11 protein-coding genes are annotated in these 16,235 nt (G+C 53.1%); 5 read left to right on the top strand and 6 right to left on the bottom strand.

Annotated elements, in window-relative coordinates:
- The first annotated feature begins 105 nt into the window (after positions 1 to 105).
- From BJP61_RS18285 to BJP61_RS18300, 4 genes are read left to right on the top strand one after another with little or no spacing between them, the layout of a single operon-like run.
- Positions 106 to 1,254: a capsule biosynthesis protein gene (locus BJP61_RS18285; RefSeq protein WP_038865068.1), complete on the top strand. Its 1,149-nt coding sequence runs from the start codon at positions 106 to 108 to the stop codon at positions 1,252 to 1,254.
- Between the two features lie 28 nt (positions 1,255 to 1,282).
- Positions 1,283 to 2,947, top strand: a complete 1,665-nt coding sequence (locus BJP61_RS18290) for a polysaccharide biosynthesis/export family protein (RefSeq protein ID WP_038865053.1) — start codon at positions 1,283 to 1,285, stop codon at positions 2,945 to 2,947.
- 2 nt (positions 2,948 to 2,949) lie between these two features.
- Positions 2,950 to 4,977 (top strand): capsular polysaccharide biosynthesis protein, encoded by a 2,028-nt coding sequence (locus BJP61_RS18295; RefSeq protein ID WP_171999368.1) that lies wholly within the window; start codon positions 2,950 to 2,952, stop codon positions 4,975 to 4,977.
- A 16-nt stretch (positions 4,978 to 4,993) separates the two neighbouring features.
- Positions 4,994 to 6,190: a capsular biosynthesis protein gene (locus BJP61_RS18300; RefSeq protein WP_171998947.1), complete on the top strand. Its 1,197-nt coding sequence runs from the start codon at positions 4,994 to 4,996 to the stop codon at positions 6,188 to 6,190.
- On the opposite strand, the gene BJP61_RS18305 is transcribed toward BJP61_RS18300, so the two are convergent.
- The 6 genes from BJP61_RS18305 to BJP61_RS18330 form a co-directional block, all read right to left on the bottom strand.
- The gene (locus tag BJP61_RS18305) at positions 6,185 to 7,414 is read right to left on the bottom strand and encodes an alpha/beta hydrolase (protein ID WP_171998949.1); all 1,230 of its coding nucleotides are present in this window, start codon (positions 7,412 to 7,414) and stop codon (positions 6,185 to 6,187) included. The two genes, BJP61_RS18300 and BJP61_RS18305, sit on opposite strands and share 6 nt — an antisense overlap.
- Before the next feature lie 59 nt (positions 7,415 to 7,473).
- Positions 7,474 to 11,262, bottom strand: a complete 3,789-nt coding sequence (locus BJP61_RS18310; RefSeq protein ID WP_171998951.1) for a CDP-glycerol glycerophosphotransferase family protein — start codon at positions 11,260 to 11,262, stop codon at positions 7,474 to 7,476.
- On the bottom strand, positions 11,255 to 12,367 hold the full coding sequence (locus BJP61_RS18315) for a Stealth CR1 domain-containing protein (protein ID WP_171998953.1): 1,113 nt from the start codon (positions 12,365 to 12,367) through the stop codon (positions 11,255 to 11,257). The genes BJP61_RS18310 and BJP61_RS18315 overlap by 8 nt, the downstream gene beginning before the upstream one ends.
- A 2-nt stretch (positions 12,368 to 12,369) precedes the next feature.
- Positions 12,370 to 13,035, bottom strand: a complete 666-nt coding sequence (locus BJP61_RS18320) for an ABC transporter ATP-binding protein (protein ID WP_171998955.1) — start codon at positions 13,033 to 13,035, stop codon at positions 12,370 to 12,372.
- Complete coding sequence (locus BJP61_RS18325; protein ID WP_171998957.1) at positions 13,032 to 13,808, bottom strand: ABC transporter permease; 777 nt, start codon at positions 13,806 to 13,808, stop codon at positions 13,032 to 13,034. The genes BJP61_RS18320 and BJP61_RS18325 overlap by 4 nt, the downstream gene beginning before the upstream one ends.
- Positions 13,809 to 14,145: 337 nt before the next feature.
- Positions 14,146 to 15,051 carry a LysR family transcriptional regulator gene (locus BJP61_RS18330; protein ID WP_171998959.1) on the bottom strand — a complete coding sequence of 302 codons (906 nt, stop codon included), beginning with the start codon at positions 15,049 to 15,051 and terminating at the stop codon, positions 14,146 to 14,148.
- A gap of 120 nt (positions 15,052 to 15,171) precedes the next feature.
- Between BJP61_RS18330 and BJP61_RS18335 the strand changes: the two genes are divergently transcribed.
- Positions 15,172 to 16,173: a zinc-binding alcohol dehydrogenase family protein gene (locus BJP61_RS18335; RefSeq protein WP_171998960.1), complete on the top strand. Its 1,002-nt coding sequence runs from the start codon at positions 15,172 to 15,174 to the stop codon at positions 16,171 to 16,173.
- Positions 16,174 to 16,235 lie beyond the last annotated feature (62 nt).

Consider the following 16,235-nt stretch of genomic DNA (forward strand, 5'->3'; position numbering starts at 1 on the left):
ATATTTTACCGGGTGATGGCAATAAAAGACGCCGCCCGTAGCAATAGCATTTTTTATAAAAATATATATCTATCATTTATTCACGAAATTAATGGTATTCACACAGTGCTCAATAAAATTAAGCTCCTTTTAGCATGGATACGGCGACGGGATATTTCCCGTAGCGTGGTCATCTTTCAGCGCCATAGCGCGAAAATCGTGATTGGCGCGCCGGTAATGTTGCTGGCCGTTTACCTGCTGATTTTCAGCCAGCCGCGCTATGTGAGCGAATCGCAGGTCGCCATCAAACGCGCCAGTGACATCGACAGCAGCAGCCTGAATATCGGCCTGCTGATGGGCGCCTCCAACCCAAGCTCCGCCGAAGACGCGCTCTACCTCAAAGAGTATCTGCACTCGCCGGATTTGCTAAAAATACTCGACCGTCAGCTCGATTTTAAAAAGGCGTTTGGCGCAAGCGGGCTGGATATTTTTTATCACCTTTCCGCTAACGCGACCGCCGAAGCGTTTCTCGATTACTACCGCCACCGCATCGCCATTCGTTACGACAACAAAAACGGTTTGCTGACCATCGAAACCCAGGGGTTCACGCCACAATTCGCCCTGCGCTTTAACCAGGCGGTGCTGAAAGAATCCGAACGCTTTATCAACGAGCTTTCGCACCACATCGCCCGCGATCAGCAGGCATTTGCCGAAGGCGAGCTGGAAAAAGCGCGTCAGCGGCTGGATGCCAGCAAAAGCGCCCTGCTCGCCTTTCAAAACCGTAACCAGATGCTGGATCCGCAGGCCTCTGCCGTCGCGGCGAGCTCGGCGGTCAACAATCTGACCGAGCAAAAGATCCGGCTGGAAACGGAATTGCGCACGCTGCTGACCTATCTGCGTGAAGACGCGCCGCCGGTCGTGACCACCAAAAACACGCTGGCCTCCATCAACGCGCAGATCGAAAAAGAGAAAAACAACATTACGGCTCCGGAAGGCGACCGGCTCAACCGTGTGGCGGCGGATTTCGACGAGCTTAAATCCCGGGTGACGTTCGATACCGATCTGTATCAGCTTGCCCTGACGGCCATCGAAAAAACGCGCGTGGAGGCGGCTCGCAAGCTGAAAAGCCTGTCAGTCATCAGCTCCCCCCAGCTGGCGGAAGAATCACGCTATCCCGAGACGCTCTACCTGTTAGCCAGTGGTTTACTGATCTGCTGCCTGCTGTTCGGCACGCTCAGACTACTGCTGGCGATCGTTGACGATCACCGAGCTTAACCCTGCCGCTTTAATTCCTGAGAGAGTTATGAAAAACGTTTCATCCGCCTCACTGATTTTTTTCTGTCTGACGGCCAGCGCCAGCGCGCTTGATTTAACTGCCGACCCGGCGCTGACTGGCGCAGCGCCAGTCCTCATGCCCACGTCATCCGCGCCGGCCAGCGCGGACGGTTTCGATAACACGCCGCTGCCCGCGCCTGCCGCCGTGATGAGCCGCATGTTCGGCGCGCAGCTCTTTACCTCGCCTGGCGCGCAGGGCGGCGCCAGCATCGCGTTTAACCCGAACTATGTGATTGGTCTCGGCGATACTATTCAGGTGCGCCTGTGGGGCGCGTTCACCTATGACGGCACGCTTACCGTCGATCCGAAAGGCAATATTTTTCTGCCAAACGTCGGTCCGCTGAAAGTGGCGGGCGTCACGAACAGCCAGCTCAACACGCTGGTTATCATGCGCGTCAAAGAGGTTTATCAGTCTAACGTCAATGTTTACGCTTCGCTGTTGCAGGCGCAGCCGGTGAAAGTGTTTGTCACCGGCTACGTGCGCACGCCCGGGCTTTACGGCGGCGTGGCGTCCGATTCGCTGCTCTCCTATCTCAGCAAAGCGGGCGGCGTCGACAGCGAGCGCGGCAGCTATGTCGATATCACCGTCAAGCGTGGCACGAAAACGCGCTCCCATGTAAACCTGTATGATTTTCTGCTCAACGGCAGTCTAAGCCTGTCGCAGTTCGCCGATGGTGACACCATTATCGTCGGCCCCCGCCAGCACACGTTCGGCGTCGAAGGTGACGTGTTCAACAGCTACGACTTTGAATTCACCGAGGAGCGCATGCCAGTCTCTGAGGCGCTGCGCTGGGCGCGCCCCAAACCGGGCGCGACGCACGTCACGCTGGTGCGCCAGCAGGGCGCGATGAAACAGAGTGAATATTTTCCGATTGGTGAGGCATCCAGCCGCACGCTTCAGGATGGCGACAGAATGGTGGTGAGCTCCGACCGCTATACCGGCACTATCCAGGTGCGCGTGGAAGGCGCGCACTCCGGCGAACATGCGATGGTGCTGCCTTACGGCGCCACGATGCGCCAGGTGCTGGCGAAGCTGCGTCCGAACAGCATGTCGCAGTTAAACGCCATTAAGCTGTACCGCCGTTCGGTCGCGCTGCGCCAGAAAGAGATGCTCGACCTGGCGCTGCAAAAACTGGAACAGGCGTCGCTGTCGGCGCAGTCCTCAACGCAGGAAGAGTCACGCCTGCGTATGCAGGAGGCGCAGCTGGTGAGCCGTTTTGTGGCGAAAGCCCGCACCGTCGTGCCGCAGGGCGAAGTGGTGCTGAGCGAAAATAACCTCGACTCGGTGCTGCTGGAAGATGGCGACGTTATCACCATTCCGGAGAAAACGTCACTGGTGATGGTGCATGGCGAAGTGCTGTTCCCCAACGCCGTCACCTGGGAGAAAGGGCTCGATCCTGAAGATTACATCGCCAAATGCGGCGGCATGACGCAGAAGGCCAGCGGCGCGAAAGTCATTGTCATTCGCCAGAACGGCGCGGCGCTGGACGCCGAAGAGGTCGATGAAATGCAGCCAGGCGACGAGCTGATGGTTCTGCCGAAGTATGAGTCGAAGAATATCGAAGTGACGCGCGGTATTTCGACCATCCTCTACCAGCTCGCCGTCGCGGCGAAAGTCATCCTGACGCTGTAATGATGAAACCCATCCTCATCGGCACCTTCTCGCCGGGCATCTGGCGCATTCCCGGCTTAGCGCACCTGCTGGCGATGCCCTGTCGTAAACTCGCGCGGCGACGGGCGATCCCACCTGAGATCACCGCCATCGCCGTCTGGGGCTGTCGACCCAGCGCGGCGACAGCCGTTGCCCGCGCGCGCCAGGCCGGGCTTAACGTCATTCGTCTTGAGGATGGTTTTATTCGCTCGCCCGGCCCGGCGGCGCAGGGATATCCGCCGCTCTCGCTGGTTATTGATGACGACGGCATTTACTACGATGCCAGCCGCCCGAGCGCGCTTGAAAAGCTTATTCAGGACTCGCCCGGCAACGCCGCGCTCAGCGCGCAGGCGCAGGAGGCGATGCGGCTTATCGTAGAGGGCGATCTTGCGAAATATAACCACGCGCCGCCCTTTGACGGCACGCCCGCTGCCCGAGCGGTATTGGTGGTCGATCAAACCCTGGGGGATGTTTCCGTCACGTTCGGTAACGCGAGTGCCGCGACATTCCGGCTAATGCTTGATATTGCCCGAGCGGAAAACCCGGATGCCGAAATCTGGGTTAAAACGCATCCGGACGTATTACACAGCAAGAAGCGCGGCTACCTGTGCGATCTGCCCCGGCACGCCGGCGTTCGGCTGATAACACAGGACGCCAGCCCGCAGTCGCTGCTGCGGTATGTGGAGCGCGTCTATACCGTGACGTCGCAGTATGGTTTCGAAGCGCTGATGGCGGGCAAACCGGTGGTCTGCTTTGGGCAGCCCTGGTATGCGGGATGGGGACTGACGGACGATCGCCATCCCGCGGCGCAGTCGCTCGCGGCACGCCGCGGCAATGCGACGCTTCTCGCGCTGGTGAGCGCAGCGTATTTACGCTACGCGCGCTACCTGAACCCGCAAACAAACCAGCCCGGCACGCTGTTTGAAGTGCTGGAATATCTGGCGCTGCGCCGTCGGCACCAACTGGCGCTGCGAGGCATGCTGTGGGCGCCCGGGCTGACGCTCTGGAAACGCAGTATTCTGAAGCCCTTTCTCGCCACGGCAGGTAACCATCTGCGCTTTTCCCGCCGCGCCTTGCCCGCCGACGCCTGTGTAGTCTGGGGAACCGCTGGCGAAGCGCGCTGGCAGGCCGTTGCCCGTGCGCACGGGATGGATGTCTGGCGTATGGAAGACGGCTTTCTGCGCTCGGTGGGGCTTGGATCCGATCTCCATACGCCGCTGTCGCTGGTGCTGGATAAACGCGGCATCTATTACGACGCCACGCGCCAGAGCGATCTGGAAGTCGCGCTTAATGCCGTGCGCCTGACCTCAGCGCAGGCCGCGCGCGCTGAACGGCTGCGCCAGCGCATTGTCGAAAGCGGCGTGAGCAAATATAACGCCGGCGACGCCTGGCGGCTGCCTGTCGCCGCCTGGGGGCGGCGCATCCTGCTGGTGCCGGGTCAGGTCAGCAATGACGCCTCGCTCAGGGGCGGCACGCAGCATATCCAGACCGTTACAGCGCTGTTGCGCGCCGTTCGCGCCAGAAATCCGCAGGCGTATATCGTGTTCAAACCGCATCCGGATGTCGTGGCGGGTAACCGTGCCGGAGAGCCCGACAGTAAAGACGCGTTGCGCTGGGCGGATTGCCTCGCGACCGGGGCGGATATCGCCGACGTGCTCGAACAGGTGGACGAAGTACATACTCTCACCTCCCTGACCGGTTTTGAGGCGCTGCTGCGCGGCAAAACGGTATTTTGTTACGGCATGCCGTTTTATGCCGGATGGGGGCTGACGCAGGATGAATACGCCTGCCCGCGCCGCGCCCGGCAGCTCTCGCTTCATGAGCTTATCCACACCACGCTTATTGATTATCCCTTCTATTTGCATCCGGCGCGTAAAACGCCGATGAGCGTGGAAGAGGCGGTCGCTATTCTGAGCGCCTCACCGGCACGCCATCGCGCCCTCACCGCACGGCGCAATGTGCTCAGGCATCTGGTGAACAAATCCCGCAATCTCTTTCACGCCTTTTTTTGACCTCCGGTGATATCGCATGATGCGCAGCGCTCTTGATACTCTGCTTTCCGGCCAGAAATACCTGTTATTACAGGGGCCGATGGGGCCGTTTTTTCGTCATCTCGCCGACTGGTTAGAGAGTAAAGGCCGCGAGGCGCGACAGGTGGCGTTTAACGGCGGCGATGAGTTCTACTGCCGCCAGGAAAAAAGCCTGGCCTACCGCGGCGAGCCGGACGCTTTCGGCGCCTGGCTTGGCGAGACGCGCAGCGACTGGCCGTTTGATACGCTGGTCTGCTTCGGCGATTGTCGGCCGCTGCATCAGGCCGCGCGCCGCTGGGCGCAAGCGCAGGGAATACGTTTTCTGGTCTTTGAAGAGGGCTATTTACGGCCGTGTTTTATCACGCTTGAAGAGAACGGGGTGAACGGGTTTTCCGGGCTGCCGCGCGAGGCGGCGTTTTATCGGGATTTGCCCGCGCTGCCCGTACCGGATGTCAGGCGTATCGCGCCTTCCGCCTTGCGGCGTATCGGCCACGCGGCCTGGTATTATCTGATGGGCTGCTACCGTCAGCGCGCGTTTGCGCACTATCAACACCACAAATGTTTTTCACCCTGGTATGAAGGCGCATGCTGGGCGCGCGCCGCAGTGCGTAAGCTCTGGTATGGCTGCACGCAGCGTGGTATTCGCCGCGCGCTGGCGACGGGCTACCGCGGGCGCTATTTTCTGGCTATCCTGCAGGTTTTTAACGACAGCCAGCTACAGCGCCACAGTCATTATCACGATATTCGGGCGTTTATTGAGGAGACGCTTGGCTCATTTGCGCGCCATGCCCCGCCCTCGCAGATACTGGTTATCAAACATCATCCGATGGACCGGGGACACCAGAATTACCGCGCGTTTATTAATGCAATGAGCGAACGTTATGGCGTGGGCGAACGGGTGATTTATATCCATGACCTGCCGCTGCCGGAACTGCTCAGCAATTCGGCAGGCGTGGTGACCATTAACAGCACGGTGGGGATCTCAGCGCTTATTCACAATAAGCCTCTGAAGGTGATGGGAAAGGCGCTGTATGATATCGAAGGACTTACGTTTCAGGGAAATCTGGATGCATTCTGGAAAACGCCTTTTCGCCCGGATCACCAACTGTTCACGGCGTTTCGTGCTTATCTGATGCGTCGCACGCAAATCAACGCCGTCTTTTACAGCCGTGAGAACCCTTTCGCCGGGTTATGAGTGCGCTTTACGGGTGAGGTACACGTTTGTACCTTCGCTGAACACCTCCAGCGCCTCGCTGGCCGCCAGCACGCGGTTAGCAAGGGCCGCGTCGGTTTCCAGCGCTTTGCGCGCCCCTGTCTGCTGACAGGTAATATCAAGCCACAGTTGATATGTCCCCGCAGGTAATGCCGCCAGCGAAAGCCCTTCGTAGCGCGCCGTACAGAACCAGCCTTTGTCGTAATTCACAAATCCCTCATCGTAAAGCTGGCGGGTGAGAATCGTGCGATGGGCTTTCGCGATGCGGAAAACTTCTTCACACCCTTCGTTTTTACACACCAGATCCACCTGGATATCCGGGTACTCCGCGCAACTCAGTCCTTTCAGTACCGCCACGCCTTCCGGGAACAGCCGCGCGCCGTTAACGGCTATCTTTTTCAGCACGGCGACCGGCTCGGGCTTAAGCGGACGCGGCAGCACGCGATTATCCGCCGCCAGGGCGCAGTCGCCAAAGCGTGGAACCGCGCCCTGAGAGAGAGAATAGAAAATGCCTAATAACAGCGGCACATGGTAAGACGTAACCTGATTATGCTCTCTGATAAGCATCGACTGCGCCATAAACAGATTAAAGTTTTGGTATTTCCGAAATACGGGAATATAGGGTTTTACTTCGCTTTCATACTGGCAGTCGGCTTCAGAGGTTAACAGGTAGATATTCTTATCAAACGCCGTGTCAGCGCTTAACTGGCAAGGCAAGAGCGTATCCAGCCTGTGGGCAGACGCTTCGCTTTTATCGCCAGTCATATGCGTAAATACCTCTGGCCAGTTTTTTTGCGCATAGCTGCCAATATGAAACTGCGGAACCGTCGCAACGATATTTTTAAACGCGTATTTCAGGCCATACCACAGCGCCGCGCTGCCACCTTTTGAAAACCCGGCCAGCGTACACTGCGTTTTATCAAGGCCATAACGTGCGAGCATGTTTTCAATAAAGGTGATAACCGCCTGCTCGACGCTAAAATCGTTGTTCTGACACAGGTAATAAGTACAGGCATCGTTAAAATCATCTTTGATCCACACCACATACGCCGGACAATCCTGCAGGGCGTTGGCGAAATCATACGTAAACATGCCAGCCCCGCCAAACCCGCTGAAAATAAAAAGCATATGCTGCGTGTCATATTTTCTTTTTTTAAAACGGTATTTGATCTGCACGCCATTCACAATTTCAGTTTGCTCGGACATTTTTACTCCATAAAAAAACAGGCGCAGAAAGCCCGCGCCTGTTTTTAAATTATTAACGTTTATTGTTGAATATCTGACTTAACGGAAAACTCACGCAGGAGCCGCAGGTTTTGTAGTTTTTCCGCCGCATTGGCGGGCATCTGCTGCGGATAATGGCGCAACAGATTCAGCCAGCAGTCGTAAGCATCATCCCAGTCCTCGCAGAGCTGGGCCAGGTCGCACCGCAACATCCATGCCTTCTGGTTATAGCGGCCAATCTTATTGCGCACTACCAAGAGCGCCTGGCTAAAGCGCCCGGCCTCTTTTAAGGCCCCGGCATAGATAAGACTGAACTCATCATCCGGTTTATTCTGGCTTTCAAAGAGCGCGATCGCTTCGTTTGTTTTCTTCAGCGCCAGACACGCCTGCGCATAAATTTTCAGGAACCGAATGTCATTTTTCAGGGCGCTATTCAGCGTACCGTAAAGCGCATACATTTCCGCATATTTACCGGTGCGCAGTAACGCCACGCAATAGTAATAAAGATGCTCATCCGGCAATCTGGCGACATCCGCGCAGGCTTTATTCAGCTGCGTAAGGATCTTCTCCCAGTTCTGGCGCAGAAAAGCCAGACGGGCAATTTTCAACCGGCACTGCGGATCGTTTTCAATATGTTTTTCATATTTCACCAGGCACTGATGCGCCTCATTGAGCTTGTTCAGTTGCTGATAGCACCAGGAAAGCGTAATCAGAAGCTTATTCTCCAGGCTTTCCGGGGACGCCACATCAACGCCCTGTGCCTCGACATAGGCAATTCCTTCGGCCCATTTTTTCTTCGCCAGCAGTAAACAGAAGCGGGCGTAATGGAAACCTGTCACGGGACGGGCTTTTTTACACAGGGTCTCCAGTACGGAAACCTGCTCGCTACGACAGAGTGAGTAGCAGTAACGGGCGTTATCCACGCTGGCCTCGCCAGCCGCCTGCCAGTGCGCCGCTGCCTGTTGCCAGTGGTGCTCCGCCATGTCGAGGAGCGCGCTTGCGACGCAGAGCGCCTGATGGCGTTGATGAGGATAACGGGCATACCAGCCATCAATAATCTGACGCGCCGCGACTGTTTTGCCCTGCTTACGCAGCGCTTCGGCAAGCCCGGCGCAGCCCTGCGCGTCCTCATCCTGCGTGAGCGTCAGCGTCAGATACGCCTGCCAGCGTTTTTCGGCCAACGCCCAGCGGCGGGCCGCAGTAGCCTGTTGGGCGTACTGGCGGTGAATGTCCGCATCGGCAAATCCTTGCGGCAACGGCGCATCCAGCGACACGATAGCCTGATAAGTGCGCTCGCAGTTATGACCGTCGCGGTACGGGAACGTCTGGCTGATACGCTTGAGGATTTTCGCAGAGGGCACTGCATTATTTTTCAGTAGCGTGTTCAGCTCCTTAAACAGCTCTTTTTCCGTTTCGACAACCGGGCCAAAACCGTGTTCACGGTAGTCGAAGTAGCCTTTAGTATATGCATGACCAGAAAAAAACTCTTTAGCATCAAACTGATAATAAATTACCTGTTTATTTTGCACAGCCATTTCGAACGCTACAGAAGAATAATCTGTAATCATCAATGAGGCGCGCTTGAATAAGTTCTGAATACTTCCATCGACATGGGTTAAAACTTCAATATAATCAGGTATCTCAAATAAATTCAGATAAGGCAAAATATTAACATGTGGAAAGAAAGCAACTCGGTAGTTACATTCACTAGCGTGTTTTTTCAGAAGTGGTGAGTGCAAAACACTACGCCAGCGCATAGCAAAGTCGCTATTCATAAACAAAGGGTTGACTTCCCTTTCATCCCCTCCACCAATAATAGCGCCGACAATATTTTGCCTCCATGTTGGCATAATAATAATTAATTTTTCCTGAATGCCATTATTTATGATTAAATTATCATGCCTTGGGAAACCTGTTAGCACAACATCTTTTTTAGTAAAATAATACTGAGTTAAATCGTCACTAATTGAATGATATTCATCCGGCGTAGCCGTAATAAAACAATTAATATCCTCTTTAGTATTCAACCAACCTGATAGATTGTCTTTTGTGATGCCATGCTGAAGAAAAACAAAATGTCTACCCATCAGGGTTTTGGGTCCAAGATAGTTTGTAATGTATTGATTTGCGTGTGAACTAATAACTTTGCTACATGTTCCCATCGCAAGTTTATATTCATGCGAACCAATTTCTAATAATCTAAATCCTTCCTGTTCAAGGCGTTTCCAGTCATGCGAGGTTTTTTTCAAAGAAAAATAGATATTTTTATCAGGATGTTTTTTCTTTATATAACGATATAGATGCTCGGCATTATCATCAGCCTGATTATCGCGATCTATAAATATCCATGCCTGATGATAATCTTTTTTAGTCTCGAATTTTGGCTTTAAGGCTGCGAAGTGCTTAACAATTACCGAGACATCAATACCTTCACCATAATGTTTACCGGCAAGTGAAAGACGAGTAATGATTGAAGATATTTTAACATTAAGTTTTTGAGCCTTATCAAGTGATACCCATAAACGACGCTCAACTACAAAAGTTTCCTCCATAAATTCATGTTTGACTGACTTAGCATATGATGGGATAACGTCCTTACCATCAAGTAAAATCTGCTCAAATTCAACCGGATTAGTAAAATATCGCAATTGAACCATGTGCTTAGCATGGTCATATTTTTCAATATATACAATCTGACTTGCGGGCTGTTCATTTTTAAAAAATGTCAACATAGCTACTTTTTGAAAAAACCATGCACCAGCAAGGTCAAAACTAGCAATCGTAGTATGATCAATGTATCTAAACGTCTCTTTTAATAAATCAACGAATTCCTTTTTTTCAGCAGAAGTCAAAAAATCGGATCGCTCGCGATGATTTACCAAAAAACGTAAGACCCATGTTAACTCATAGAGCATAGTTCTTTGGATATTTTTAGGTATATACCCTAAAGTATCAATATATTCCTCTAGTAAGGCTAAATAACCATACTTAGGAACATTCAGAAAACGCTCCTTCTTGGTCCATGATGTGTCCAGAGTTGACGAACCATCGCCTCGTTTACGATAATAGTATTTAGAGCCACCAAGAAACGCAGCATAACCATCCTGATTATTTAACAGATATCTGGCAATAAAGTGTGCATCTTCAAAAGCAGGTTTAACTTTGCTGTCAAAGAGCACATCTTTAAACAGAATCGATTCCGTTCTGAAAAATGCAGTACTTGCAGAAAGCTGTACTTGTTTTTCCATTTCGGAAAGTAGTACCAATTCATTGCCTTTCTTAAATTTATAAGCCAAAGGATGTGCATCTTTGTATTGATTCTTAGCCTCATAAAACATAATGATATTACAACCCACCATTTTAACGTCTTTATCCTTGTGCTGATAAAGAAAAGCGTCGAGGTTGTAAAAATAATCGACATCAACAAAATCATCAGGATCGATAAATGTCACCCACTCCGTAGCCACATGCTGCAACCCGTTATTACGTGCAGAAGATTGCCCGGCATTCTCCTGATAAATATAAATAATATTATTCGGATATTTCTTTTGCCATTTTTTAATAATGTCGCCAGAATTATCTGTCGAGCCATCATCGACCAGGATCAGCTGAATATGCTTTTTAAACTTCAGCCGCTGATTGATAAAGCTTTTAAAATAGTCATCCAGAAAAGCACTGACATTATATACCGCCGAGACCACCGTATATTCGTAATGCCCGTCCTCTTTTTTAATATGCAGTTTGCTTAGTTTCCGCGCCTGATTGGCAGCCATATCGCTGAAGAACAGTTTGGGGTCCCTTACCAGCTTGCGAAGTTTATTATTAAACATTTTTGTGTGTTCCATTTTCAAAATATGTTTCCAGCATGTCAATCAGTTGGTCCTGATAATGATGAATACTTGTGTTACGTGAAGAAAAATCATTGGCGCAGAAGGAGTGCGGCGCCCCATCATGCGGCCGTCTGTCAATCAGCGCCCGATAATGCATTTTCGCGGCGGGCGAGCGTACGTTGAAGTAATAACAAATATCCCTCGCGGGCGCGGCCATTCCCCTGATGTAGGCAAGCCAGGGCACCAGGAACGTAGGCAGGTTCAGGTCGTTATCGCTCCTGAATTTACAGGAGAGAAACGCATCAATTTGCTGGCGGTATCGCTGCCGGGCCTCGGTAAACATGCTTTTGCGTAAGGGCACATACGTGTGCGCCAACGGCGCATCCGGTGTAAACCCCGTATCGTCAGCCAGCAGCGTTCTGGCATTTAACGACGCAGATAAGGCCGGTGTCGTGCTTCCGCGCTGCGCCATCGCCGTCAGGCTTTTGCGGGAGATAAAAAGCGATGCCAGACCGTTACCTTTAAAAAAATGGCTGGCCGGGAGATCGCGTGCCACAAAAACATCGTCATTAAAATAGATAAAATGTTCCGCAAGCCCAGGAATATGGTGTAAATGCGCTTCGATAACGTGCGAGTTAAATGTAGGTAAATATTGCGACGGGATAATCTCTTCATGCGAAATAATTTTAACGTTGGCAATACGTTCTGCCCACGGCAACGAATGCCCGTCAACGACAATATAAATAAAACGTACCCAGGGCATAAAACGCAATACGCTCAGCACTGAGTAATAGATTTCATTGTGATTATCAAAGCGCGCCAGGTCGCAGTCGGCGTTGTCACCCTGCTGTAAATGAGTGCGCCGGTACTGCTGAAATTTACTGCCCCAGCGCGGGTCGTTGTTATCAACCCAGGTAAAAACCACATCGACCGGGAAGTTAACCTCAAACATGCGCTCCAGTGCGAGGTCATGCTTAAGCAACACGCCCTCCTCTGTTACCGGACAATGGATTTCATTAAAAATGAGCGGGTGCTTTTTAAGCAGGTAGTCTCTCAGGAACATGCCGGGGGAAGAGAGAAGCTTACTGACTTTTCTGTATAGCATGATTACAGATTTTCCTGCGCCTTATAGGCATCAATGGCGCCATCAACATTATCGTAATAATGAACCTGATTTTCCCGACCAATAAACACTGCCGCATCGCAATACTGTTTCAGCGAATTAAGGTTATGCGACACCATTAAAAAGCAGGCGTCACGATGGCGCTCTTCAAAGATCTTTTCGCATTTTTTACGAAAGCTGGCATCGCCAACGGCCGTCACTTCGTCCACCAGATAGTAATCAAACGTAAACGCCATGCTCAGGCCAAAGCCGAGGCGCGCTTTCATACCGGACGAGTACGCTTTAACAGGCATATCAAAATATTTGCCGAGCTCGGCGAAATCTTCGACAAACGCCACTTTCTGCCGTAATTCCTCTTTCGTTGCATAAAGCCGCGCCACGAATTTCACGTTTTCCCGGCCGGTCAGGCTGCCCTGAAAACCGCCCGCCAGCCCGACTGGCCAGGAGATCGTCGCGCTGGAGACAATCCGCCCTTTATCCGGGTTATCCGTACCGCCAATCATGCGCAGCAGCGTCGATTTTCCCGCCCCGTTGCGCCCGATGAGCGCCACGCTCTTGCCGGACGGTAGCGTCAGGCTGAGATCCTTAAATACATAATGTCGCCCTGCGGGCGTGCGGTACGATTTGGTGAGATTTTCAATAGTAATCATGAGGTCAGCATCGCCTCTTCCTGGTGACGATAGAGTGCAAGGCCGGTGAAGAGCGCCACCAGCGTGCTGATGGCGAGATACGCAAGACTCGCGCCGTCGCTCTCATAGCTGGTTGCCAGCGACTCCCGCGTCAGCTCGACGACATGCACCAACGGGTTCCATGCCACCCAGCGTTGATATTCCTGCGGAATAGTATTGAGCGAATACATCACGCAGGAGATAAAATAGAGCGGGCGCGTCAGCAGTGGCAGGAACTTTTCAGCTTCCGGAAATGCGCTGCTGATGACCATAAAAATCAGCCCGATGGCGAAGGAGAAAAGAATCAGGCAGCCCCAGACGCTAAATAACGTTAAGAGGTGTGAGCAGGTAAATACTTCGCCCATCATCGCCAGCATGGCGAGCAGCAGCAGATAAACCGCAATATAAATCCCCGCCTCCAGCAGCGTTCTGGCGATAATCGTATCGACAGGTTTTACCGGACGATAATTAAAAAGCCCCTGATTCGCATCGACGGCGTTAACAGAGCGCCCTGTAATATGACTAAAAATAAAATAGGGAATAATGCCGCTTAATAAAAACACCGGAAAAGAAATATCCGGCAGCGTTCGTTCCATGACGAAATCCAGAACAAACAATAAAATAGCGAGATGCAGTAAAGGCTCAAGCAACGCCCAGCCGTAACCGAGGCGGAACTTGCCGAAACGCGTTTTTATCTCCCTTAAAAACAACGCCAGAACGGTGGCGCGTTGAACAGCCAGTCCATGTCTTTTCATTAACCGATCCTGTAAGAATGCTGCGAACAGGCTACCGCCGTGGGGTATACCCATAGCCGTGGCGAGGCGCGCTTCCGCTGCCGTAAAAAAGCAGCGCACGCGTGCTGTTGCTCGCGTGTATATAAACCGAGTTAATCTAAGCTCATTTATTATTTGCCGTAGTTATCAATGATTCCGGCAGCAGAAGGGCGTTACAATAATTCAGGCGCGTAAAATATCACAACACATCATCCCCACAAATAAATTATGGCGGTTTTACTTTTTTGGATTTTATTTTTCCTGGCTTTTGTTTCTCTCTTTTTATTCACTTAACCGCCGAAAATATCCACCAGAAGCCTTACATCGTCATATTTTCGTAAAACTGAGTAACGCCTTCATAGCCGAGTGCGAAATTGATATAGCTCACCAGCGCTGGCGCGTTGAGTTTGCGCCCCGGATAGACCAGATAGAGATCGTTACCGGTGACGGCCCACTCTGGCAGGATATTGACCAGTGCGCCCTGGCGCAGCATGTCGTCCAGTAAGAAAGCGGGCAGTAACGTGATGCCCGCTCCGGCCAGCGCGCTTTCGCGGGCATAGAGCAAATTATCGGTCTGGTGCACAGGATTCAGATGACAGCGGTAGAGTTCACGGTCGCGCTGCAGCAGCCACTCCGTCCAGGCGCGGTGCACCACGACGCGGTGTTCCACCAGTTGTGACGGGTGAGTAAGGCGCGGGAAGCGAGAGAGATAGCCCGGCGAGGCGACCAGATAACGCGGACAGTGCCCAATTTTACGGCCAATCAGCGAGGAGTCCTGCGGTTTACCGGTGCGCAGCGCCACGTCAAACCCTTCCATCACCAGATCCCGCACGTCGTCAGAGATAAAAACCTCCAGCGTGATATCCGGGTATTTCGCGAGAAATTCCGCATTCATGCGCGCCAGCAGCGTCGCGCCGATACCCGCCGGGCTGGTAATACGTAACCGACCACTGGGGTTGTCGCGCAGGCGCTGAACGGCGAGATCCGCGCGCTCGCTGGCATCGAGCATTTCACGACAGTGAACCAGATAATGTTCGCCTGCAAAGGTCAGGCTCAGCTTGCGCGTGGTGCGGTTGAGCAACCGCAGCCCGACATGCGCCTCCAGCTGGCTGATACGCTGGCTGACGCTTGATTTCGGCAGGCCCGCTTTCTGCGCCGCCGCCGTAAAGCTGCCGGTTTCCGCCACCAGCGCGAAGAGTGCCATATCCTGCAGTTGCTTAAACATGATTGTTCATCTCTCACAAACACGCCGTTCTGGATTGTCCATCTTATCACCCTCTGTCAGCCCGCATAGACTACATTCAACACAACATCCTCTGAACAAACTCAGCAAAAGGAACACACCATGTCTGTTAAAGCGATTGCCGTTAATCCGGACGCGCCGGAAAACTTTATTGAAATCACCCAGCCGATGCCGCAGCCTGGCGATTACGATTTGCTGGTGGAAGTGAAAGCGGTCTCCATTAACCCGGTCGACACTAAAGTGCATGCCAGCCTGAAGAAAAACGGGTTGCAGGCGCCGCGCGTGCTGGGCTGGGATGCGAGCGGCATCGTGACGGCCGTGGGCGGCAAGGTCAGCGGATTTAAGGCGGGCGATGAAGTCTATTATGCCGGGGATATTACCCGTTCTGGCAGCAACGCCAGCCATCAGTTGATCGACGCCCGCATCGTGGGCCATAAACCGCGCACGCTCTCCTGGGCTGCCGCAGCCGCCATCCCGCTGACGGCGCTGACCGCGTGGGAAGGGTTATTCGAGCGCCTGAAGATTCAGGATGCGGGTGAAGAGAAAACGCTGCTGATTATCGGCGGCGCGGGCGGTGTGGGCTCGCTTGCGATCCCGTTTGCGCGCCTGCACAGCAAAGCGAAAATCATCGCCACCGCCTCGCGTGAAGATTCCGCGCAGTGGTGCCGGGATCGTGGCGCGGATCTGGTGGTGAACTATCAGGATCTGCCGGGCGAGCTGGCGAAGCACGACATTAAATTTGTCGATTACATTTTCATTCTGAATGATACCGACGGTCACTGGGCGGCGGTGAGCCAGCTTATCGCGCCGCAGGGGCATATTTGCAGCATCGTGGAAAACGCGCATCCACTGGATCAGGACGCGCTGAAGTCGAAATCCGCCGCGCTGCACTGGGAATTCATGTATACCCGCAGCATGTACCAGACCGCCGATATGGCGCGCCAGGGCGAGATCCTGAACGAGGTCGCGAAGCTGGTGGATGTCGGCGAAGTGGAGAGCGCGCTGAGCGAAACCTTCCACGGGCTGAGCGTTGAGAGTATTACCCACGCACACCGTAAAGTGCTGGAAGGCCATATGCGCGGCAAGGTAGTCGTGGCGTTTTAAGACACAGGGAGGGTAAGCGCGGCGCGTTTACCCTCTCGCATTGCGCGGCGTGGTTTACCCGC

The sequence above is a fragment of the Cronobacter sp. JZ38 genome (assembly GCF_008932145.1).
Taxonomy (GTDB): Bacteria; Pseudomonadota; Gammaproteobacteria; order Enterobacterales; family Enterobacteriaceae; genus Cronobacter; species Cronobacter muytjensii.

Excerpts from the sequence above, each read along its gene's own strand:
- BJP61_RS18290 (WP_038865053.1), top strand. The coding sequence starts at position 1,283 with ATGAAAAACGTTTCATCCGCCTCACTGATTTTTTTCTGTCTGACGGCC.
- BJP61_RS18295 (WP_171999368.1), top strand. The coding sequence starts at position 2,950 with ATGAAACCCATCCTCATCGGCACCTTCTCGCCGGGCATCTGGCGCATT.
- BJP61_RS18300 (WP_171998947.1), top strand. The coding sequence starts at position 4,994 with ATGATGCGCAGCGCTCTTGATACTCTGCTTTCCGGCCAGAAATACCTG.
- BJP61_RS18305 (WP_171998949.1), bottom strand. The coding sequence starts at position 7,414 with ATGTCCGAGCAAACTGAAATTGTGAATGGCGTGCAGATCAAATACCGT.
- BJP61_RS18310 (WP_171998951.1), bottom strand. The coding sequence starts at position 11,262 with ATGTTTAATAATAAACTTCGCAAGCTGGTAAGGGACCCCAAACTGTTC.
- BJP61_RS18315 (WP_171998953.1), bottom strand. The coding sequence starts at position 12,367 with ATGCTATACAGAAAAGTCAGTAAGCTTCTCTCTTCCCCCGGCATGTTC.
- BJP61_RS18320 (WP_171998955.1), bottom strand. The coding sequence starts at position 13,035 with ATGATTACTATTGAAAATCTCACCAAATCGTACCGCACGCCCGCAGGG.
- BJP61_RS18325 (WP_171998957.1), bottom strand. The coding sequence starts at position 13,808 with ATGAAAAGACATGGACTGGCTGTTCAACGCGCCACCGTTCTGGCGTTG.
- BJP61_RS18330 (WP_171998959.1), bottom strand. The coding sequence starts at position 15,051 with ATGTTTAAGCAACTGCAGGATATGGCACTCTTCGCGCTGGTGGCGGAA.
- BJP61_RS18335 (WP_171998960.1), top strand. The coding sequence starts at position 15,172 with ATGTCTGTTAAAGCGATTGCCGTTAATCCGGACGCGCCGGAAAACTTT.